Origin of the sequence: Pantoea eucrina (genome assembly GCF_002095385.1) — a bacterium.
Classification (GTDB): domain Bacteria; phylum Pseudomonadota; class Gammaproteobacteria; order Enterobacterales; family Enterobacteriaceae; genus Pantoea; species Pantoea eucrina.
On record NZ_MIPP01000003.1, the window covers coordinates 51,500 to 72,382 of the forward strand.

The following is a 20,883-nucleotide window of genomic DNA, read 5'->3' on the forward strand; positions in this document are numbered from 1 at the left end:
TGCCCCTCTTTATCAGGGCTGTTTGCTGGCGGTCACGTCAATGCCCGGAAAATATTTGGCTGCCAGCCGGGTCACGGTGCCGTCCGCCTGAACCTTGCTGATAGCTTCATCCAGCGCCGTTTTCAGCTGGCTGTCGCCTTTGCGCAGTCCATAACCGATGCCGGTGCCCAGGATAGCGTCATCCTCAACCGGTCCGCCGGCAAAGGCAAAACCTTTCCCCTGCGGCTTATCCAGGAAGCCGGACTGCCCGGCCGCCGACATCACCAGCGTGCCGTCCAGACGACCGGCGACCATATCGTTATAGACCTGGTTCTGATCCTGATAGGACGTTACCGTCACGCCCTGAGGCTCCCAGTGTTTCTTCGCATAGGTCTCCTGAATAGAGCCCTGCAGCACGCCGACCGATTTGCCTTTCAGCGCATCTGCTGAAGGCTGCAGCTTCTCGCCCGCTTTCACAATCAGCATGCTGGGAATACGGTAAATCGGTTTGGTGAAATCGATGCTTTTTGCCCGCGCCTCGGTGATGTTCATCGCGGAGTTAATCGCATCAAACTTTTTCGCCTGCAGCGCCGGGATCAGCGCATCAAAGCTGCTCTCCACCCAGCTGCAATTGAAGTTGCCGGTTTTACAGATGGCGTTACCCAGCTCAATATCAAAGCCTTCCAGCTCGCCGTGCGCGTTGCGGCTCTCAAACGGCGGGTATTGTGACTCCACGCCATAGCGCAGACTGGTCTGCGCCAGCGTCTGTGCCGATGCGATCATGCCCAGTGCAATAAACAGCGCGTTTAGTTTTTTCATTATATGTCCTCTTTTACCCTGTAACCCGGCAGAGCGCAGCTGCGCCCGCCTCAAGTGTGGCGTCATCTTTAGCAAACGAAAGACGGATTAATCGGTTATCGGTGCCATCTGAATAAAACGCTGAGAGCGGAATGGTCGCCACGCCGTAATCAACGATAAGACGTTTTACCATTTCGCTGTCGCTCTCGTCACTGAAATCGCGAAAGCTCGCCAGCATAAAAAAGGATCCGCTGGCGGGCAGCAGCCTGAACGGTGACGCCTGCAGCAGCGTGGCCAGCCGGTCGCGCTTTGCCTGATAGAGCGCAGCGAGCTGCAGATAGTGCTCCGGCTGCGCGAGATAGCAGGCAAACCCCGCCTGCATCGGCGTGTCTGCCGCGTACATCATGAACTGATGGATCTTGACGATTTCTGCCATGATCGCAGCCGGTGCCAGCGCGTAGCCAACCCGCCAGCCGGTGACGTGAAAGGTTTTGCCAAATGACGAGACGATAACGCTGCGCTGCGCCAGTTCCGGATGGGTCGCCATACCGCAATGCTGACGGCCATCAAACAGAATATGCTCATACACCTCATCTGACAGCACAATAATATCGGTGTTGCGCGTCAGCTGCGCCAGCGCGCTCAGGTCTGCCGGCGTCAGCACCTGTCCGGTCGGATTATGCGGCGTATTAATAATGATCATGCGGGTACGCGGTGAGAGACGGGCGCGTACCTCATCCCAGTTAATGGCAAAATCGGGCTGCTGCAGCTTGATCCCTACCGGCGTGGCGCCCTGCAGGCGCACCACCGGCGCATAGCTGTCGAAGGCTGGCTCAAAAAAAATCACTTCATCGCCTGCGTGCACCAGGGCTGAAATCGCCATATAGAGCCCCTGGCTGGCGCTGCCGGTGATCAGCACTTCGCTGTCAGCATCATAATGCTGGCCATAAAGCGTGCGCACTTTTTCCGCCAGCGCGTTTTTCAGCGCCGGCAGGCCGGTCATCGGCGCGTACTGATTCTGGCCGTCGCGCATCGCCTGCGCCACCAGCTCCACCAGCAGCGGATCGCAGGGAAAATTGGGGGCGCCCTGCGACAGGTTAATCGCCTGATGGCGGGCCGAGAGCTGACCGATCACGCTAAAGATCGTGGTGCCCACATCGGGCTGTTTTGAACAGAGAGAAACTGGCGTGGTGATGCTCATTGCTGCGGCCTCGCTGACTGACAGAGTAAGATTGAAAGATCAGATCGTTATTCAACGCATAGCGCCTTGAGACGACAAGCGAATTGTCGTCATAATAGCCATGAGAAAATTGCATAGCTGAGGATGTTATGGCCTGTTCTGCTCCTCCCCTGACAGCGATTAACGCGTTTCTGGTGACGGCGCGCTGTCTCAATCTGACGCATGCGGCGCGCGAGCTGTACCTGACGCAGAGTGCGGTAAGCCGCAAAATTGCCACGCTGGAAAACTGGCTGGGCTTTGCGCTGTTTCAGCGCCATGCGCGTGGCCTGCGGCTGACTGAACGCGGCGCGGCGCTGCTGCCGGAGCTGCAGCAGAGCTATCAGCAGCTGCTGGCGGTAACGGAACGGGCGCGCCAGCCGTCGCAGACGCTGCGGCTGAAAGCGCCCAGCTGCATTATGCGCTGGCTGCTCCCGCGCCTGATTGCGTTTGAACAGCGCTACCCGGCAACGCATGTCGCGCTGACCACGACCCAGGAGCATCTCTCTCAGCTGGAGGAGTTCGATGCGGCGATTGTTTATGGTCTGCCGCCACCCGATGCGCTGCGGCTGTTTGATGAGCGTCTGACACCGGTGCTGGCCGCCGGGATGGCGATCCCGCAGCGAATTGAAGAGATGAGCGCGCTGACGTTTCTGCATCCGACGCCAGACCGGCGTGACTGGCAGCACTGGCTGCAGCAGCAGCGGATTGAGCTGGTGATGCAGCGTAATCAGCATTTTGCCACGATGGATCTCGCTATCAGTGCGGCAATACAGGGGTTTGGTATTACGGTGGCGGATATCACGCTGATTGAAAACGATCTGCTGGCGCAGCGCCTGGTGACGCCGTTCCCCGGCAGCGTGGCAACCGGGGCGGCGTACAGTTTACTGCAGCGTCAGGATAAGCGCGTCCCGCCGCTGCTCGCTGAGCTGGTGTCGTGGCTCAGCCGTGCCTAAAAAGCGACCCACTCCTCACTGGCTGCGGGTTTCGCCGCCGGCGTAGCGCCAGCCAGCGCCGGACGACGCAGCGGAGCAGCGGAAACCGGCGGCGCATGATGAACCGGCGCGGCGGCAGAGAGGCGGAAACGCGCGACGGAGAGCTGCAGCGCTTCCGTCTGCCGCTCCAGCGCGCTCGCCGCCGCAGAGACCTGCTCAACCAGCGAGGCGTTCTGCTGCGTCACGCTGTCCATCTCCGTGACTGCGGTGCCAACCTGCGAGATCCCTTTACTCTGCTCTTCGGAGGCCGCAGCGATCTGTTTCATAATTTCGCTGACATCCTGCACGGACGTCAGGATCTGATCCATCGTGGTGCCGGCGCTGCTTACCAGCACGGAGCCTTTGTCCACCCGCTCCACCGAGTCGGCAATCAGGCTGGCAATCTCTTTTGCGGCTCCGGCGCTGCGCTGTGCCAGATTGCGCACCTCGCTGGCCACTACGGCAAAGCCGCGCCCCTGCTCACCGGCACGCGCCGCTTCAACTGCCGCATTGAGCGCCAGGATATTGGTCTGGAAAGCGATGCTGTTGATGACGCTGGTAATTTCAGCAATTTTCTTCGAGCTGCCGGAAATGCCCTGCATCGTGGCAACCACTTCGCCTACCAGCTGACCACCCTGCTGCGCGGTGCCGGTCGCGGTATCAGCCAGCGCGCTGGCCTGACGGGCGTTATCGGCGTTGAGTTTCACCGTCGCGGTGAGTTGCTCCATGCTGGCCGCGGTCTGTTCCAGCGCGGCCGCCTGCTCTTCGGTGCGTGAAGAGAGGTCATTGTTGCCGGCGGAGATTTCCGACGCGCCGCGGTAGATATTATCTGTCCCGCTGCGGATAGCGCTGACGGCATCGCGCAGGCTCTCCTGCATGGCGCGCAGCAGCGGTATCAGTTTGCCCACGCAGTTGCGGCCTGCATCCTCCATTGGCTGGCTGAGATCGCCCTGCGCGATCAGCGTAAAGTGCTCGCGGATCCGCGCCAGCGGCCTGACCAGCATGCTCACCAGATACCTGTCCGTAAACAGCAGGATCAGCAGACCTGCGGCCACCGCCATCACGATGATGACTTTGGTCATGCCTGTCAGCCGGTCTACCGTGACCCGTGTTGCATCCAGTTTGCTGCCCGCGGACTGATTAAAGGTTTCGGCAGTGGCGCCAAACGCGCGGCTCAGCGCCGGCGTCACGCCGGTCGCCTGCGCTTTGTACGCTTCAGGCGTGCCCTGGCGCGCCAGCGCGACCTGCGGCGCAATGCCCTCATCCAGCAGTTTCTGCCAGCTGTTGATTACGCTCTGCGCTGTTGCCGGATCCATCGGACCGGGTGCCATCGCTTTAAACTGATCCAGCTGCGCTTTCATGCTGCTGAGCGCCTGCTCAACGGGGGCAAAGGCTTCTGTGCTGATTGCCGCGCCGGCGGTACGGCTCTCCATGACGCGCGACAGACGCGTTACTACCCGAAAATATTGATCGTTGCCTTTGCTCAGCACCGTCATCTGATTCACCAGCTGGCGATCGACCTCATTGCCTTTCCCCAGCGCATTCAGCGCATAAACGCTGAACAGACCGACGCCGCACCACAGCAGGCAAAACAGCCCGAGCAGCGCCAGTAAAACCGCGCGAATCGTAAAATTTTTAAAGATACCCATACCTGTTCCCCTGGATTGATACGCGTTATCGCCCGATAAAATCGGGCATATTGCGGTTATCGGCAGCAGGCAGGGAAAATGTAACCGTTTTGTAAGCTAAATAAGCGCCAGCGCAGCGGGGGGGAACAGCGCGATCGTGCGCCGGTCTGCTACCGGCATTACAGCTGCACGTGGCTGCGCATCATCAGCCGGAACAGGCGCAAACGGCGACGCATAAAGCGCTTTTTTAAAGTGGTAACCGCACGGCCCTGTTCACCAAACGCGAGCGTGACATCCTCTCCGGTGCGCCAGACGGGCCACTCCGTTTCATTGCGACCGCGCAGGCGATAGCTGAATTCAGTGGCATCCCTGGCAAACGCCACCCAGTATGCGCTTACCTCTGCCGCCACAGTTTTGTCCGCGGCAGTATAAGGCCGGTTATCGGGCGGCGGCAGCGTCTCCAGCGCGTTAAACACATAGGGGATTTCATTACCGTGCCAGGCGCCGTGCGGGTAGAGATCGCGCGCATTTTCAGAAACATAGTTAAACCAGTAGCGCCAGACGGGCATGCCGGTACCGGACTGCGACTGCGCGATCAGCAGCGGCATGACGGTAAACGCCATGTCGCGTGCCACCGCGCGTCCCAGCAGCGCATCATCATGAATGTCATATAACCATTTCAGCAGGCGATAGGTGAAGCGGTTCTTTTCGCGCATCTGCAGCAGCACGCCGCGCGCGTCGACACCAAAATAGTTGAGTACGCTGGCTTCATCGCTGTTGCTGCCAATCATCAGCGGCACGCGATGCTGCCGGCCGGCGATAAAGGTGTCGAGCATCGGCTTTGGCAGCACGGCATCCCCGCTGATCGCTACCGGTCCCGGTGCCAGCGGCTGCGCCAGCGACCAGAATGCATCGCCGGGCAGCGCGCGCAGCTGTTCTGCCGTTGCGTTCTCCGGCAGTCCGAAATGGGCGGCGACCTCTATTCCCTTCTGCCGCGCCTGCGGCTGCGTCAGATCGGGCAGACTGTAGCTGCTCTGGACGATGCCTTTGTGAAACAGCCCTTCTGCCAGCGGTGAACAGCAGAGAGAGAGTACGCTGCGGGCGCCAGACGATTCACCAAATAGCGTGATATTGCGACGGTTGCCGCCAAAGGCGGGAATATTGCGCTGGATCCACTGCAGTGCCGCTATCTGGTCGAGCAGCGCAAAGTTATTGACGGTTGCGCCCGCCTTATACTGCGCATCCAGCGCCGGATGTGAGAAAAAACCAAGATGGCCCAGCCGGTAGTTAAGTGTGACCACCACCACGCCCTGGGCGGCCAGCGCTTTACCCTGATAGGGATCCAGGCTGCCGGCACCGAGGGTGAAACCACCACCGTGCAGCCAGACCATCACCGGCAGCGGTGCGCCAGGCTCAGGATCGGGGGTCCAGATATTGAGATATAAGCAATCTTCACTGAATGTGCCCGGATCGCCACCACCGATGCCGATACAGTATTCGCGATTTTGCCAGCTCGCCGCTCCCCACGCGGTCGCGTCGCGTGCGGTTTGCCAGGGGGTAACCGGCTGAGGCGGCCGCCAGCGTAGCGCGCCCGTCGGCGGCGCAGCATAAGGTATCCCTTTGAAAACATAGATGTCATCATCCATCAGGCCGCTGAGCTCGCCTTCTGCTGTCTTGATCCTCAGACGCGGTTCATTTTTCATATCGGGTTCCCTGATAAAGCGTGCCTCATTATTTGCAGCGACCTGATAAATGTCTATGTTCTTAAAGCATTTGCAGATTATGCCGAAACATGACCCGGATCGCTGAATGAGATCATCAAATATTTTGGCTTACTGTCGGCAGGCTGTTTAGTCTATTGTGGCGGGGCTGAATCCGGCAGGTCAGATGAGTTTCATCCTGAACGGGCGGATCTGATCGAATACCATGCTTACATCGGGGAAAAAGCGTAACCGTTCTGAACGGTGCCGCTGAGCAGAAGCGTATTTACATATGCGTCTGCCATTATAATGATAAAAAATCGCCGGCTGCTGAAATCATCGCTGATTTCGCTGACCGGCTCTCTGTTATCCCTCGTGAATTCCGCAGCGAATCAGACTGCGCTGCTGCATCTGCGCATAGAGCGCCATCTCATCCTGTACTGACGCGCCCAGCGCCGCTTCAAACGCTGCCTGACTGGCGTGACCCGCCTCGCGCGTTATTACCGCATTACCCAGATTAGACTGAAATATGCCCGCCGCGCTGACCGGCAAAAAATCTTCATACACGATAGGTTCTGCCTGCAGCCGGCCAGCCTGCAGCAGGGCTGACACGCTCTCTCCGGCGCGCGGAGGCTGCTGTTCACCGCGCTCCGTCAGACGATAGCGGAACCAGGCGAGCTGCTGCTCGCGCAGCGTCTCTTCATCATCAGGGAAATCACGAAATACCTCACTGAGGCGCTGCTGATGCTGCGCATTATCGCTGCCGGAGCCGGCGGCAGCCAGCAGCCGGTCATACAGAGCCCGGCCGGCCGGGGTCAGCGCTGCACCACGCTGCTCTATCTCGCCGAAGCGCGCCGTGTGCGTGCCCGGCGTACCGTCACTGAAATGCACCGCCTCTTCCAGCGCTTTAAAGCTGGTCTGCCGCAGCAGGATCGGAACCTGGCGCCGCGGCGGGCCTTCAATCAGCACTTTTGGCTCGATACCGCGCGACGGCATCAGCGCCTGCACGCGATCGATATCCAGCGTACGCGGCGTCAGATGGTTGATATGGCAGCCGCGGAAGCAGACAACGTCAGCGATCAGCCGGTGCTGCTGGCTCAGCGCATGATAGGTTTTGCTGTCCACCGTGGTCTGCGCGTGCCAGCGAAACGTTTCCAGCGCCTCGCTGACAAACGCGGCTGCGTCTCTGGCATTGAGGCCGCCCTGCTCCTGATGACGCCGGATAAGCCTGCGGCAGCCGGGCGTAAAGATGTCACGCGCGCCGAGTATCGCCATCGCTCGGGCGTGCAGCGCCGGATCGTCAATCAGCTCAGGACGCAGCAGCGACGTGAAAACGCGAAACGGATTGCGGCGCAGCGCGGTCTCGCTCACGGGCCGGAAAGCCGTGGAGTGAACCGGTACGCCCGCCTGGGACAGGTCGTAATAGCCCACCGGCTCCATGCCCATCACGGCAAACATCTCCCGCAGCAGAGAAAGCTCGGCGGCCGTCCCGACCCGGATAGCGCCATGGCGTTCAACGCTCAGCCGCGCCAGCTCATCCGCCGCTGCCAGCCGATCTTTCAGCGCGGGGTTCGCTTCCAGCGTGCGTTCATTAACCGCGCTGACCAGCTGCGTCAGCGCGCCATACTGCGGCACTTCCTGCTGATACATGGCCGACATGGCCTGTGAAAATAGCGTGCGGATCGCATCAGAGCTGAGAAAATTTTCCATAACAGGGGTCCTGAGCCGGAACAGTGCTGTTACTCTAAATCAAGGCACGCAGCGCAGGTAAAATTTTCCCTGAAGTGTGATCGCCCTGTCACTCCACGCCCGGTTTTGGATCGGCAAAGCGGTACTTGAGCACCAGCATCAGGGTTGTCAGCACGGCCGGTATCGCCAGCAGCAGGAAAATCTGGCTAAACGCCCAGCCCAGCGTCAGCAACTCTGCGCCGGCAAACGCGCTGAGAATCGCACCGATACGGCCTACGCCGTGCATCCAGCTTGAGCCGGTGGCGCGGGCGTGTGTGGGATAGAAGTGAGCGGAGAGCGCATTCATGCCGGTATTGGCGCCGTTAAAACAGAAGCCGCTGCAGAACGCGATTGCGCTCATCAATCCGACCTGCGCCGGAGAGAAGCCAAGCGCAACTATCGCAATGCCGCCGCAGAAGTAGATGGTCGCCAGCGCAAGACTGGCGTTCATGCGGTCCATCAGCCAGCCGGCAAACAGCGAGCCCAGCGTGCCGCCCGCCTGATACATGGCCGTGACAATCGCGGCCCCGGTGAGCGACATCCCCAGCGTGTTGATAAGCGACGGCAGCCAGCTGCCAATAAGGTAGACCAGAAACAGTCCCATAAAATAGCCGCCCCAGAGCATCAGGCTGCCAAACAGATAGGATTCTGATACCACGGTAGCTATCGCGCCGCGCCGCACGTTCAGAGTTTCACTGGCGTGATAGCGGCTGCCTGGCGCCACCTCTCCTGGCAGCATACGCTCAAGGATCGCGTGTATACGCGCCGCCGGCGCGCGCTGGTGAATCAGAAAACGCACCGACTCCGGCAGGCCATACATCAGCCAGGGCAGCACCAGCAACGGCAAAATGCCGCCCATGAGTAACACCGCGTGCCAGCTGTAGCGCGGTAGCAGCCAGGATGCTGCGAATCCGCCAGCCGCTGCGCCAAAGGTGAAGCCGCAAAAGACTACGGTGATAATAAAAGATCGGCGACGTTCAGGAGCATATTCCGCCACCAGCGTGCCCACGTTGGGCATGGCGGCGCCCAGCCCCAGTCCGGTCAGAAAGCGAAACAGCATCATCTGCTCGATGTTCTGCGCCAGCGCGGTGGCCAGCGTCCAGAGCCCAAAAAAGAGCACGCTGAGCAGGATCATGATGCGGCGCCCATAGCGGTCGGCCAGCGGCCCGGCCACCATCGCCCCCAGCGCCAGACCAATCAGCGCGGCGCTGATCACCATGCCCAGCTGATGGTTTGTTACGCCCCAGCCTGCTTTTAGCGCGGGCGCAATGAACCCCATCAGCGCGATATCCATACCGTCCAGTGCCACAATCACAAAGCAGAGCGCGATAAGCCGTTTCTGCCAGCGGCTCAGCGCATGACGGTTGATTAACTGGCGAACATCTACGGCTTCGGCGCTGGTCACGGTTTAACTCCTGCTGTTCAGCAAAAAGGTCATCAGTTTTGGTAAAAAAAACGGCGGATATGATAGCCCATCGTTAACCCTGCACTGCACAATTTTTTCACATGACGCCCATTTCACTCAAAAACAGAACGATTTAAGCCTCTGATAAAACATACTTTTGCAAAAACTGCTTTTCAGCCAGCCGGGACCAGGTTGCAAAAACAAGGGGTTAAGGGAGACCGTGTATGAAAAGACTTTTGTTAAATTCATTTTGCAATTAAGTTAACAGAACGCATTTTTGCTGGTTGCTCTCGCCAGCCCTTACGGATTACGTTGACCCTATGGATAAAAACACGGTTTTCAGCCAGCGCATTCGCCTGCGCCATCTGCACGCTTTCGTCGCCGTTGCGCAACAGGGAACGCTGGGGCGTGCAGCAGAGACGCTCAGCCTGAGCCAGCCTGCGCTCTCCAAGACCCTGAATGAGCTTGAAGAGCTGGCAGGCGCGCGCCTGCTGGATCGCGGGCGTTCAGGCGCGCAGCTGACCACGGCGGGCGAACAGTTTCTGGTTTACGCAGTAAAAGTGCTGGACGCGCTGAATCATGCTGCGCAAAGCTTTAACGCGCCGGCACCGGGACGGCCGGTTATTATCCGGCTGGGGGCGCTGACCACGGCGGCAATGGGCATGTTACCGCAGATTCTGAACCGCTTTCATGAGCAGCAGCCAAACACCACGGTGCAGGTAGCCACGCTGCACAACAACGTGCTGCTGGCCGGGCTGCGCGCCGGTGAATTTGATGTCGGCATTGGCCGCATGGCCAGCAGTGAAATGATGGCGGGGTTAAGTTATGAGTTGCTGTTTCTGGAGTCGCTGAAGCTGGTCGTCAGGCCGGAACATCCGCTTTTAAGTGACAACGTCACACTGTCCCGCGCCATGCAGTGGCCGGTGGTGATCTCGCCGGAAGGCACCGCGCCGCGGCGCATCGCGCAGCATATGCTGGATGAGCAGAGCTGCAGTTTGCCTCCGGACTGCGTTGAAACCTCCTCTACCTCCCTTGCCCGCCAGCTGGCGCTGCGCTACGACTACGTCTGGTTTGTTCCTTCTGGCGCGGTCAAGGAGGATCTTGAACACCATGCCCTGCATGCACTGCCGCTCGCCTCACCCGGTCCGGGCGAACCGGTAGGGATCATCACCCGCAGCGGCTATCCGCTCAGCCTCAGCGCTGAAGTGCTGATCGCCACGATCCGCAAGTTTCACCATTAGCGGCTGCGCTTTGCATGCCGCTCGCGGTTGTCGAGCCGCGCCTGCTCAGTTTTACGCAAACTCACATAAAGCGCGCCCGCACCGCCGTGCTGCGGCTGTGCGGTACAGAAGCTTTGCACCTGATCAAACTGCTGCAGCCAGCGCGCCAGATAGCTGCGCACAATGTTGGCATGCGACTCGTCATCACGTCCTTTGCCGTGAATAATCAGCAAATTACGCAGCCCCTGTCGGCGCGCTTCCTGCATAAAACTGAACAGCGACTGGCGGCAGGTCTCCACCGGCTGACGCAGCAGATTCAGGCTCGCCTCCAGCGGATATTTGCCCAGCCGCACTTTATCCACGACGCCCTGCTGAATGCCTTCTGCCCGGTACTCCAGCGGTGATGTGAGCGGGACAATCTCCAGAAAACCGCGCGTAAGAAAGTTCTCTTCGCTCTCCGGCGGCACAGTCCGTGGCGCTTTAGTGGAGGGCGCACGCAGCCACTGCGTATTAGCACAATCTTTCAGGGGCGTGACATCCCCCATGGCATCGCGGAACAGGTCTTCATCATCAAGGTTCATCATGTTTCCCCATACCCGTTTAAGCATATGCGCACGGCATACTGATAAAACTGAAGAATAGCAAAGGTTGCCGTACGGGGTAAAAGGTCTGCACCGCAGAGGCCGGATGCTGTTACGCCGCGCGGGTGAGATCAATCGGGCGAATACCCATTAATTGTAAGGTTTTTGTGCCAGATCCAGCCTGCATGCATTCACAGCAGGAAGAAAAATGGTAAAATTGACGGCAGTCAATAATCATCGAGCGTACAGATATGATCCAGGAAAAACGCAGCATTCGACGTATTCAGTCTGGCGGATGTGCGATCCACTGTCAGGATTGCAGTATCAGCCAGTTGTGTATTCCTTTCACACTGAATGAGCATGAGCTTGATCAGCTGGACAACATCATCGAACGTAAAAAGCCGATTCAGAAAGGCCAGACATTATTCAAGGCGGGTGACGAACTGAAGTCGCTGTATGCCATTCGCTCCGGCACAATCAAGAGTTATACCATTACCGAACAGGGCGACGAGCAGATCACCGGCTTTCATCTGGCAGGCGACCTGGTCGGGTTTGATGCCATCGTTAACGCTAAGCACCCGGGCTTCGCACAGGCGCTGGAGACGGCCATGGTCTGCGAAATCCCTTTTGAGACGCTGGACGATCTGTCAGGCAAAATGCCCGCACTGCGTCAGCAGATGATGCGTCTGATGAGCGGAGAGATTAAAGGCGATCAGGATATGATTATGCTGCTCTCCAGAAAAAATGCTGAAGAGCGGCTGGCCGCCTTTATCTGGAATCTCTCGCGGCGCTTTGGCCAGCGCGGTTTTTCGCAGCGCGAGTTCCGGCTGACCATGACGCGCGGCGATATCGGCAATTATCTGGGACTGACGGTTGAAACCATCAGCCGCCTGCTGGGGCGTTTTCAGAAAAGCGGCATGCTGGCTGTTAAAGGCAAATATATCACTATTGAAGATCACGCCCTGCTCTCTGAGCTGGCGGGTCAGGCGGAACAACCCGCCTGAGGCGTTGCCGGGTCAGTAATTGTTATTTTATTGATCCGGCTACACCTTTTCCGCTTCTGCACGCCCGGAACTTAGGCTATCTTTATTCCATATGGCCTGGGTCTAAGGAGAGTGCGCTATGTCCCGTTACCAACATGTTCTGGTCGCGATCGATCCTCAGCAGGACGATCAGCCGGCGCTGCGTCGCGCGGTTTATCTGAATCAACGCATCGGCGGAAAAATTAAAGCGTTTCTGCCTATCTATGATTTCTCCTATGAAATGACCACCCTGCTTTCGCCTGATGAGCGCACGAATATGCGCAAAGGGGTGATTAGCCAGCGCACCGAGTGGATCCGTGAGCAGGCGCAGGCCTATCTGGATGCCGGCGTAGATATCGAAATCAAAGTGGTCTGGCACAACCGCCCTTTTGAAGCGATTATTCAGGAGGTGCTGGCGCACAATCATGACCTGGTGCTGAAAATGGCACACCAGCATGACCGGCTGGAGTCGGTGATTTTTACCCCCACCGACTGGCATCTGCTACGTAAATGTCCCTGCCCGGTGTGGATGGTAAAAGATCAGCCGTGGCCGGAAGGCGGTAAAGCGGTGGTGGCGGTAAACCTCGCCAGCGAAGAGCCGCATCACGATGAGCTGAATCAGAAACTGATCCGCGAAACCGCGCGTCTGGCGGAAATGGTAAATCACACCGAGGTCCATCTGGTGGGCGCTTATCCGGTTACGCCGATTAATATCGCCATTGAGCTGCCCGATTTTGATCCCAGCGTCTATAACGACGCTATCCGCGGTCAGCATCTGGTGGCGATGAAAGCGCTGCGACAGAAATTCTCCATCGGTGAAGAGTTTACTCACGTCGCTAAAGGCCTGCCGGAAGAGGTGATCCCCGATATCGCTTCACAGCTGGATGCCGGTATTGTCGTGCTCGGTACGATAGGCCGTACCGGCCTCTCGGCGGCCTTTCTTGGCAACACCGCTGAGCAGGTTATCGACCATCTGCGCTGTGATTTACTGGCCATCAAGCCGGATGATTTTAAATCGCCGGTCGATCGTGATGATGAGGAAGATGAAGAGGATTAACCGTCACGGGCGCTGCGGCGCCCCTGCATGATGACGCCCGTCCTGATCCATTACCCCGCTTAACAACATCCTATACCGCAGCGCGTAGCCTGAACGGGCTACGCGCTTAACTGCCCGACAGACGCATTCGCGATTTCAGAAAAAATATTGCCGCAAAAAGAGACATGCATCCATACGGCATTCACGCTAAATTGGCTGAGACAGGCTGATTATTACATGCAATAATCAGCGGCTAATCTGTTATACATCAAGAGTCCAGCACGTTTTCGTACTCATTTTGCGTAAGGCGAAGGATCATTTTTATGAAGCTGAAGAACACCATTCTGGCGTCTACTCTGTTATCGCTGCTGGCAGCTAACGCGTTTGCTGCCAAAGAGCTGACGCCGGAACAAGCGGCCGGCCTGAAACCATTCGAACGTATTAATATCAACGGCCGCTTCAACGCAATCGGTGATGCCACCAGCGCAGTCTCGAGAGCAGCAGATGAGAAAGGCGCTGACTCGTTTTACGTTCAGGGCATCAATGATACCAACGGTAACGGCGGCAACTGGCGCGTCACCGCAGATTTATACAAAGCGGACGCCGCTAAAGCATCGACCGATACGCAGTATCGCGTGATCAACGGCGTTAAAGAGCTGCCGAAAGCGGAAGCCTACCGCCTTGAACCGTTCGACACGGTTTCAGTCAGTGGCTTCTTCTCCAGCCAGCCCGCGGTAAATGATGCGATCTCCAGAGCCGCACAGAAAAAAGGCGCCGCCTCATTCTTTATCGTGCGCCAGGTTGATGCCAATAACGGCGGCAATCAGTACGTCACCGCCTATGTCTATAAAGCTGATGCCAAAGCGCGTATCGTCCAGGATACATCAAACTCGATTCCTGCTGATTCTGAAGCCGGAAAAGCCGCGCTGGCCGCTGGCGGCGCAGCGGCGTCGCGCGTGGCGCTGCCGGGCGTAGCCTCTTCTGATACGCCAAGCACCAATGTAGGTCGCTTCTTTGAGACGCAGAGTTCAACCGGCAAACGCTATACGGTGAAGCAGTCAGATGGCCGCAGCGTGCAGGAAGTCAATGCGATTACCGCCGCGCAGATGCAGCCGTTTGATACCATCACCTTCTCCGATCATTTCGGCACGCCGACTGAGATTTCAGAGGCCGTCGGCAAGCGGGCTATCGCCAAAGGCGCGAAGTATTACCACATCACGCGCCAGTGGCAGAACCAGAGCGGTGGCAACCTTACCGTTACCGCCGACCTGTTTAAATAATGATGCAGCGGGGCAGCCAGACTGCCCTGCTGTTTGCATAGTTCCTGCACAAATCTGCATACTCTTGCATTGCCATCCCTCTCTCCTCCTCGTAAAATCTGCCGCCTGTTTTCAGGGGATTCCGTTTTAATCTGCGCCTGATGGTGCACTACACTTCTACGGAAAGTTCACGACCCAGCATACTCTGCTGTTCAGGAAAGGCATTTTGGATAAAAAATTAGGTCTTAGCGCGTTGACGGCTCTGGTGCTCAGCTCCATGCTTGGCGCGGGCGTGTTTAGCCTGCCGCAGAATATGGCGGCCGTCGCGGGGCCGGCGGCGCTGCTCATCGGCTGGCTCATCACCGGCGTGGGTATTATTTTTCTCTCCCTCGCAATGCTGCTGCTGACGCGGCTCAAACCGGAGCTCGACGGCGGTATCTTTACCTATGCCCGCGCCGGGTTTGGTGAGCTAACGGGATTCTGCTCGGCGTGGGGCTACTGGCTCTGCGCCGTGATCGCCAACGTCTCTTATCTGGTGATTGTGTTCTCTGCGCTGAGCTTTTTTACCGATACGCCGCAGCACGTGGTGTTTGGCGACGGTAACACCTGGCAGGCGATGCTGGGCGCTTCGGTGCTGCTCTGGCTGGTACACTGGCTGGTGCTGCGCGGCGTGCAGACCGCAGCGAGCATTAATATGCTGGCCACGCTTGGCAAGCTGGTCCCGCTGCTGCTGTTTGTGGTGCTGGCGCTGCTGGCATTTAATTATGACCGGTTCAGCTTCGATTTCAGCGGCGCTGAGCTGGGTCAGCCCCTGTGGCAGCAGATCAAGCAGACCATGCTTATCACGCTGTGGGTATTTATCGGCGTTGAGGGAGCGTGGTGGTATCGGCGCGCGCGCGCAATAAACAGGATGTGGGGCGCGCCACGCTGCTGGCGGTGCTGGCGGCGCTGCTGGTTTATCTGCTGGTCACGCTGCTCTCGCTGGGTGTTATCCCGCGCGCTGAGCTGGCGCAGCTGCGCAACCCGTCAATGGCGGGGCTGATGACGCATCTGCTGGGTCACTGGGGCGATGCGGTGATAGCGGCGGGGCTGATTGTCTCGGTCTGCGGCGCCTATCTCAGCTGGACCATCATGGCGGCTGAAGTTCCCTTTATCGCTGCCCGGCAGGGTGCATTTCCGCGCAGCCTCGCCCGACAGAACCGTCATAACTCGCCTGCGGCGTCGCTGTGGCTGACCAACGGCAGCGTACAGGTTTGCCTGATCGCCATCGCGCTGACCGGCGCTGACTACAATACCCTGCTCACGATCGCCTCAGAGATGATTCTGGTGCCTTACCTGCTGGTGGGACTCTATCTGATGAAGGTGGTGCGCGGCCAGCAGAAACCGCTGGCGATGAGCATCGGGCTGGGTGCCACGCTGTATGGCCTCTGGCTGCTCTACGCCTCAGGCCCGCTGCATCTGCTGCTCTCCGTGGTGCTTTACGCGCCGGGACTGCTGCTGTTTCTCTACGCGCGCCGCGGCGGACGCGGTGACAAACCGCTGCTGCAGCTGGAGCGCATGGCGATTGTGCTGTTGATGGCGGCATCGCTGCCCGCGCTGTGGCAGCTTACGCAGTAATCAATGCGCGAGTGCCGGAATGGAGACGCACAGCAGATCGTTCTGCTGTGTAAGATTGAGGGGTTTGCTGTATTCGTGGTGGATCCCATCAAGCTGTTCCGCAGAGAGCGGATAAGGCAGCTGGATATCAAACCGGCTGATATGCTGCTGCTCCGCCAGCGTGATCAGCCGGGCGATATTGATCTCATCGCTGACCTGCGTTGAAATGATTTGCAACGCTAATTCTTTCAAGTGATCGTCGCTGGCCTGTAAGCTGTGCGCAGACTTACGGGTCACCATGCCAAAAATGGGCATGACACCGTAAATGGCGTCAACAAAGCTCCAGCGTTTTTTGCAGGAAGCGGAGAGAAAGTCACTGTAATTGAAGCAGATGCGATCACTGTATCCGGCTGAAGCCAGCTCTTTATCAGACACCCTCGCACTCCTCCTGTTTTTCAATGCGGTTCCGAACCTTGCGCCTTAACGCGCCGCTAATAATGGCACATTTCACGGTATACATACCAGTGAGACAGGGATATTTCGTGCGGTAGCGTAGTGCTCAGGACCAGGAAAAGCTATGCTGCTGCCATTCTTTTTCAGCGCGCTTACCTATGAACAAAATTGTCTATGTTGAAGATGAGCCGGAAGTCGGCGAGCTGATCGCCGCCTATCTGGGTCGCCATGATATTGACGTGGTGGTCGAAACGCGCGGCGATCGCGCCGAGGCGACGATTCTTAACGTCCAGCCGGATCTGGTCCTGCTGGATATTATGCTGCCGGGTAAAGATGGCATGACGCTCTGCCGCGACCTGCGGGCGCACTGGAGTGGTCCCATTGTCCTGCTGACCTCGCTCGACAGCGATATGAACCATATTCTCGCGCTTGAAATGGGCGCCAATGACTACATTCTCAAGACCACGCCCCCTGCCGTGCTGCTGGCGCGGCTGCGTCTGCATCTGCGCCAGGCGGTGGTCAACAAGCCGGAGAGCACGCCGGCACAGCAGCAGTCGCAGAAAGTGCTGCGGTTTGGTTCGCTGACCATCGATGCGCTGAACCGTCAGGTGCTGCTGTTTGATGAGAACATTACGCTTTCAACGGCCGACTTCGATCTGCTGTGGCAGCTGGCGAGCCACGCCGGCGAGATCCTCGATCGCGACGCGCTGCTGATGACGCTGCGCGGCGTGAGCTATGACGGCATGGATCGCAGTATTGATGTGGCTATCTCGCGGCTGCGCAAAAAGCTCTATGACAGCGCGACTGAGCCGTTTCGCATCAAAACCATCCGCAACAAAGGCTACCTGTTTGCGCCTCAGGCCTGGGATACCCGCAGCTGATGAGAAAGCTCTTTATTCAGTTTTACCTGCTGCTGTTTGTCTGCTTTCTGGTGATGACCCTGCTGGTGGGCCTGGTGTATAAGTTTACCGCCGAGCGGGCTGGCCGGCAGTCGATGAATGACCTGATGGCCAGCTCGCTGTTTCTGATGCGCAGCGAGCTGCGCGAGATCCCGCCGCGCGACTGGAACAAAACTATCCGCAGTCTCGATCTTGACCTCTCTTTCGATCTCAATATCGAACCTATGAGCAAATACCAGCTGGATGAGAGGGATATGAAACGTCTGCGCGCCGGCGAAATTGTCGCGCTCGACGATCAGTACACCTTTCTGCAGCATATTCCCCGCAGCCACTACGTGCTCTCTGTCGGGCCTATCCCCTATCTGTTTTATCTGCATCAGATGCGGCTGCTCGATATTGCGCTGGTGGCGTTTATTGGTATGTCGCTGGCACTGCCGGTATTTATCTGGCTGCGTCCGCACTGGCAGGAGATGCAGCGGCTGGAGAAAGCCGCGGAGCGCTTTGGCCGCGGTGAGCTGGACGTGCGCACCCATTTTGAAAGCACCTCCAGCCTTCACAGTCTCGGCGTGGCGTTTAACCAGATGGCGGATAACATCAATACGCTGGTGGCCAGCAAAAAACAGCTGATTGATGGCATCGCCCACGAGCTGCGCACGCCGCTGGTGCGCCTGCGCTACCGGCTGGAGATGAGCGATAACCTGACAGAGGCGGAGTCCGCCGCGCTGAATCGCGATGTGGGCCAGCTGGAGAGCCTGATTGAAGAACTGCTGACCTATGCCCGGCTGGACCGTCCGCGGGTCGACCTGCATCTGCAGTCGTTCGACCTGGCGCAGTGGCTGCGGCTCTATATTGCTGATGTACAGAGTATGCAGCCGCACACGCAGATCGCGCTGGATATTCCGCAGCTGCAGAATACCGGCAGCGCCGACATGCGGCTGATGGAGCGGGTGCTGGATAACCTCGTCAATAATGCGTTGCGCTACGCTACTGAGCGGCTGCGCGTCAGCCTCTGGTTTGACGGCACAACCGGCATTTTGCAGGTAGAGGATGATGGTCCCGGCATTCCGGCCGAAGAGCGCCAGCGGGTTTTTGAGCCTTTCGTTCGTCTCGATCCCAGCCGCGATCGCGCGACCGGCGGCTGCGGCCTCGGGCTGGCTATCGTCCATTCGATTGCCCAGGCGCTGCAGGGTCAGGTGGTGATCGAGAGCTCGCCGCTCGGCGGCGCCAGCGTTCGCTTTTGCTGGCCGGTTGATTTACCCTTGCGTGAGACACCCCCCCGCTTACCCGCTTAAGGAGATCTGGCTGTGACATCAGCTTATCAGGAACTTACCCGCACGTTTCAGCGCCTTTCCCGTTTCGGTCACCTCGGTGCGATTGCCGGGGTTGATATGCAGACTACCATGCCGCCCGGCGGCAGTCAGGCGCGTGGCGAAGCGCTGGCCGAACTCAGCGTATTTATGCATGAGCTGCTGACCGCGCCGGCGCTGGAAGGGCTTTTCTCTGCTGCTGAGCAGGAGTCGCTGAACGATGTTGAGCAGGCAAACGTGGCGGAGATGCAGCGCGCCTGGCGTCAGGCAACGCTGCTTCCCGCCGCGCTGGTCGAAGCAAAATCGCTGGCGGGCTCGCGCTGCGAGCATGCGTGGCGATCGCAGCGCCCGGCGAATGACTGGCAGGGCTTCAGCGCTAACCTCAAAGAGGTTGTCCGACTGAGCCGGGAAGAGGCGCAGCTGCGCGCCGCTGCGGCCAGCACGTCGCGCTATGACGCGCTGCTGGATCTGTATGAGCCAGGCATGACCAGCGCCCGGCTTGACGCCACTTTTGGCGCGCTGAAAAGCTGGCTGCCTGATTTACTGCAGCGGGCGGTGGCAAAGCAGGCGCAGGCGCCGCTTCAGCCGCTGGGACCCTTTGCCGTTGAGTCACAGAAGCAGCTGGGGCTGAGCGTAATGAAGCTGCTCGGCTTCGATTTCAATCATGGTCGTCTGGATGTCAGCGCCCACCCTTTTTGCGGCGGTGTGCCGGACGACGTGCGCATCACCACGCGCTACAACGAAAGCGAGTTTCTCAGCGCCATGATGGGTGTGATCCATGAGACCGGGCACGCGCGCTACGAACAGAATCTGCCACAGCAGTGGCGCGGTCAGCCGGTGGCCCTGGCGCGCTCTACCGCGATTCATGAGTCGCAGAGCCTGTTTATGGAGATGCAGCTGGGCCGCAGCCGCGCCTTTTTGCAGCATATTCAGCCGCAGGTTGTCGCGCTGATGGGTGAGCAGCCTGCGCTGGAGACGCCTAACTTTATTCGTCTGGCGCAGCGCGTCAAGCCTGGCTTTATCCGCGTCGATGCCGATGAGCTGAGCTATCCGGCACACGTTATTCTGCGCTATGAGATTGAGCGCGCGCTAATTGAAGGTGAGATTGAGGTAGAGGATATTCCGGCGCTGTGGGATGAAAAAATGCAGCAGTCGCTCGGCATTGATACCCGTGGCAACTATCGCGATGGCTGTATGCAGGATATCCACTGGACCGACGGCGCGTTCGGCTATTTCCCGACCTATACGCTGGGCGCGATGTATGCGGCACAGCTTTATCAGGCAGTTAAGCGCGCGATCCCGCAGCTGGAGACGCTGATCCTCAACGGCGAGCTGCAGCCGGTATTTGACTGGCTGCAGCAGAATATCTGGCAGCACGGCAGTCGCTTCCCGACTGAACAGCTGCTGCGCAACGCCACCGGTGAAGCGCTGAATCCGGACTATTTCCGTCAGCACCTTGAGCAGCGCTACCTCGCCGATTGACCCCGCAGGCGGCCGCACCGGCCGCCGTTTTTCCGCCTTGTACAATCCGTTACACGCCGATACCAATCCCTCACGGAAAGCGAAATCGCTTTTTCATATAGTGTTTTCACCGGCCCCGCAGTGGGCTACATATGAAAAAATAGTCCGAGGATTAAGCGATGAAAAAATTATGTGCACTGGTAATCGCCGCTGCTATGGGTCTCTCTTCTGCTGCTTTTGCTGCTGAGACAACCGCTGCTCCGGCGGCAACTGCCACCACCAGCTCCACTACCGCTGCGCCAGCTAAACATAAAATGGTGCATCACAAACATAAAGCTGCTGCGCAGAAAGCCCAGGCTGCGAAAAAGCATCATAAAAAAGCAACCAAGCCTGCTGAACAGAAAGCGCAGGCCGCTAAAAAGCATCACAAAAAATCAACTCAGCCCGCTGCACAGAAAGCGCAGGCTGCCAAAAAGCACCACGTGAAATCCGCTAAACCTGCTGCACAGAAAGCGCAGGCGGCTAAAAAGCACCACGCTAAAGTTGCGCAGAAAGCGCAGGCAGCTAAAAAGCATCACAAAATGAAAAAATCAGCGAAATAAGTTCGCGCCAACACCACGA

General features: G+C 58.4%; 17 protein-coding genes and 1 pseudogene. 10 read left to right on the forward strand and 8 right to left on the reverse strand.

All coding sequences use genetic code 11. From position 1 onward, the window contains the following. Positions 1–12: 12 nt before the first annotated feature. Both HA43_RS02730 and HA43_RS02735 read right to left on the reverse strand, forming a co-directional pair. Positions 13–798 carry a transporter substrate-binding domain-containing protein gene (locus HA43_RS02730; RefSeq protein WP_039384421.1) on the reverse strand — a complete coding sequence of 262 codons (786 nt, stop codon included), beginning with the start codon at positions 796–798 and terminating at the stop codon, positions 13–15. A gap of 13 nt (positions 799–811) precedes the next feature. Beyond that, positions 812–1,978 carry a methionine aminotransferase gene (locus HA43_RS02735; RefSeq protein WP_094110916.1) on the reverse strand — a complete coding sequence of 389 codons (1,167 nt, stop codon included), beginning with the start codon at positions 1,976–1,978 and terminating at the stop codon, positions 812–814. 128 nt (positions 1,979–2,106) lie between these two features. Between HA43_RS02735 and HA43_RS02740 the strand changes: the two genes are divergently transcribed. Beyond that, complete coding sequence (locus HA43_RS02740; RefSeq protein WP_094110917.1) at positions 2,107–2,949, forward strand: LysR substrate-binding domain-containing protein; 843 nt, start codon at positions 2,107–2,109, stop codon at positions 2,947–2,949. On the opposite strand, the gene HA43_RS02745 is transcribed toward HA43_RS02740, so the two are convergent. From HA43_RS02745 to HA43_RS02760, 4 genes are all read right to left on the reverse strand, one after another. Beyond that, complete coding sequence (locus HA43_RS02745) at positions 2,946–4,616, reverse strand: methyl-accepting chemotaxis protein (RefSeq protein WP_039384427.1); 1,671 nt, start codon at positions 4,614–4,616, stop codon at positions 2,946–2,948. The genes HA43_RS02740 and HA43_RS02745 overlap by 4 nt on opposite strands. 158 nt (positions 4,617–4,774) lie before the next feature. Next, on the reverse strand, positions 4,775–6,298 hold the full coding sequence (locus tag HA43_RS02750) for a carboxylesterase/lipase family protein (RefSeq protein ID WP_094110918.1): 1,524 nt from the start codon (positions 6,296–6,298) through the stop codon (positions 4,775–4,777). A gap of 363 nt (positions 6,299–6,661) precedes the next feature. Then, positions 6,662–8,005, reverse strand: coding sequence for a 2-oxoadipate dioxygenase/decarboxylase HglS (gene hglS / locus HA43_RS02755; RefSeq protein WP_094110919.1), 1,344 nt, complete (start codon positions 8,003–8,005; stop codon positions 6,662–6,664). 88 nt (positions 8,006–8,093) lie between these two features. Beyond that, a complete protein-coding gene (locus HA43_RS02760; protein WP_094110920.1) occupies positions 8,094–9,428 on the reverse strand; it encodes an MFS transporter in 1,335 nt (444 codons plus the stop codon). Positions 9,429–9,748: 320 nt separating this feature from the next. On the opposite strand from HA43_RS02760, the gene HA43_RS02765 reads away from it, so the two are divergent. Next, on the forward strand, positions 9,749–10,669 hold the full coding sequence (locus tag HA43_RS02765; protein ID WP_071668841.1) for a LysR substrate-binding domain-containing protein: 921 nt from the start codon (positions 9,749–9,751) through the stop codon (positions 10,667–10,669). On the opposite strand, the gene smrA is transcribed toward HA43_RS02765, so the two are convergent. Next, entirely contained in the window at positions 10,666–11,229 is a 564-nt protein-coding gene (smrA, locus tag HA43_RS02770) for a DNA endonuclease SmrA (RefSeq protein WP_071668842.1), read from the reverse strand. The genes HA43_RS02765 and smrA overlap by 4 nt on opposite strands. Before the next feature lie 251 nt (positions 11,230–11,480). Here smrA and HA43_RS02775 point away from each other — a divergent pair, with 251 nt between their 5' ends. From HA43_RS02775 to HA43_RS02790, 4 genes and pseudogenes are all read left to right on the forward strand, one after another. Beyond that, a complete protein-coding gene (locus HA43_RS02775) occupies positions 11,481–12,233 on the forward strand; it encodes a fumarate/nitrate reduction transcriptional regulator Fnr (RefSeq protein WP_039384441.1) in 753 nt (250 codons plus the stop codon). Positions 12,234–12,351: 118 nt separating this feature from the next. Beyond that, positions 12,352–13,308, forward strand: a complete 957-nt coding sequence (gene uspE / locus HA43_RS02780; RefSeq protein WP_071668843.1) for a universal stress protein UspE — start codon at positions 12,352–12,354, stop codon at positions 13,306–13,308. A gap of 302 nt (positions 13,309–13,610) precedes the next feature. Then, the gene (ydgH, locus tag HA43_RS02785; RefSeq protein WP_039384446.1) at positions 13,611–14,567 is read left to right on the forward strand and encodes a DUF1471 family protein YdgH; all 957 of its coding nucleotides are present in this window, start codon (positions 13,611–13,613) and stop codon (positions 14,565–14,567) included. Positions 14,568–14,772: 205 nt separating this feature from the next. After that, positions 14,773–16,163: pseudogene (locus tag HA43_RS02790) on the forward strand (basic amino acid/polyamine antiporter). Here the strand turns inward: HA43_RS02790 and HA43_RS02795 are convergent. Beyond that, positions 16,164–16,577 carry a hypothetical protein gene (locus HA43_RS02795; RefSeq protein ID WP_065649316.1) on the reverse strand — a complete coding sequence of 138 codons (414 nt, stop codon included), beginning with the start codon at positions 16,575–16,577 and terminating at the stop codon, positions 16,164–16,166. 176 nt (positions 16,578–16,753) lie between these two features. Between HA43_RS02795 and rstA the strand changes: the two genes are divergently transcribed. The 4 genes from rstA to asr all read left to right on the forward strand — a co-directional run bounded on the left by rstA (position 16,754) and on the right by asr (position 20,864). Beyond that, a complete protein-coding gene (gene rstA, locus HA43_RS02800; RefSeq protein ID WP_039384454.1) occupies positions 16,754–17,476 on the forward strand; it encodes a two-component system response regulator RstA in 723 nt (240 codons plus the stop codon). Next, positions 17,476–18,786: a two-component system sensor histidine kinase RstB gene (gene rstB / locus HA43_RS02805; protein WP_039384456.1), complete on the forward strand. Its 1,311-nt coding sequence runs from the start codon at positions 17,476–17,478 to the stop codon at positions 18,784–18,786. Before rstA ends, rstB begins: the two co-directional genes overlap by 1 nt. A 12-nt stretch (positions 18,787–18,798) precedes the next feature. Next, the gene (locus HA43_RS02810) at positions 18,799–20,283 is read left to right on the forward strand and encodes a carboxypeptidase M32 (RefSeq protein WP_039384459.1); all 1,485 of its coding nucleotides are present in this window, start codon (positions 18,799–18,801) and stop codon (positions 20,281–20,283) included. A 158-nt stretch (positions 20,284–20,441) separates the two neighbouring features. Beyond that, a complete protein-coding gene (asr, locus tag HA43_RS02815; RefSeq protein WP_039384462.1) occupies positions 20,442–20,864 on the forward strand; it encodes an acid resistance repetitive basic protein Asr in 423 nt (140 codons plus the stop codon). Positions 20,865–20,883: the final 19 nt, after the last annotated feature.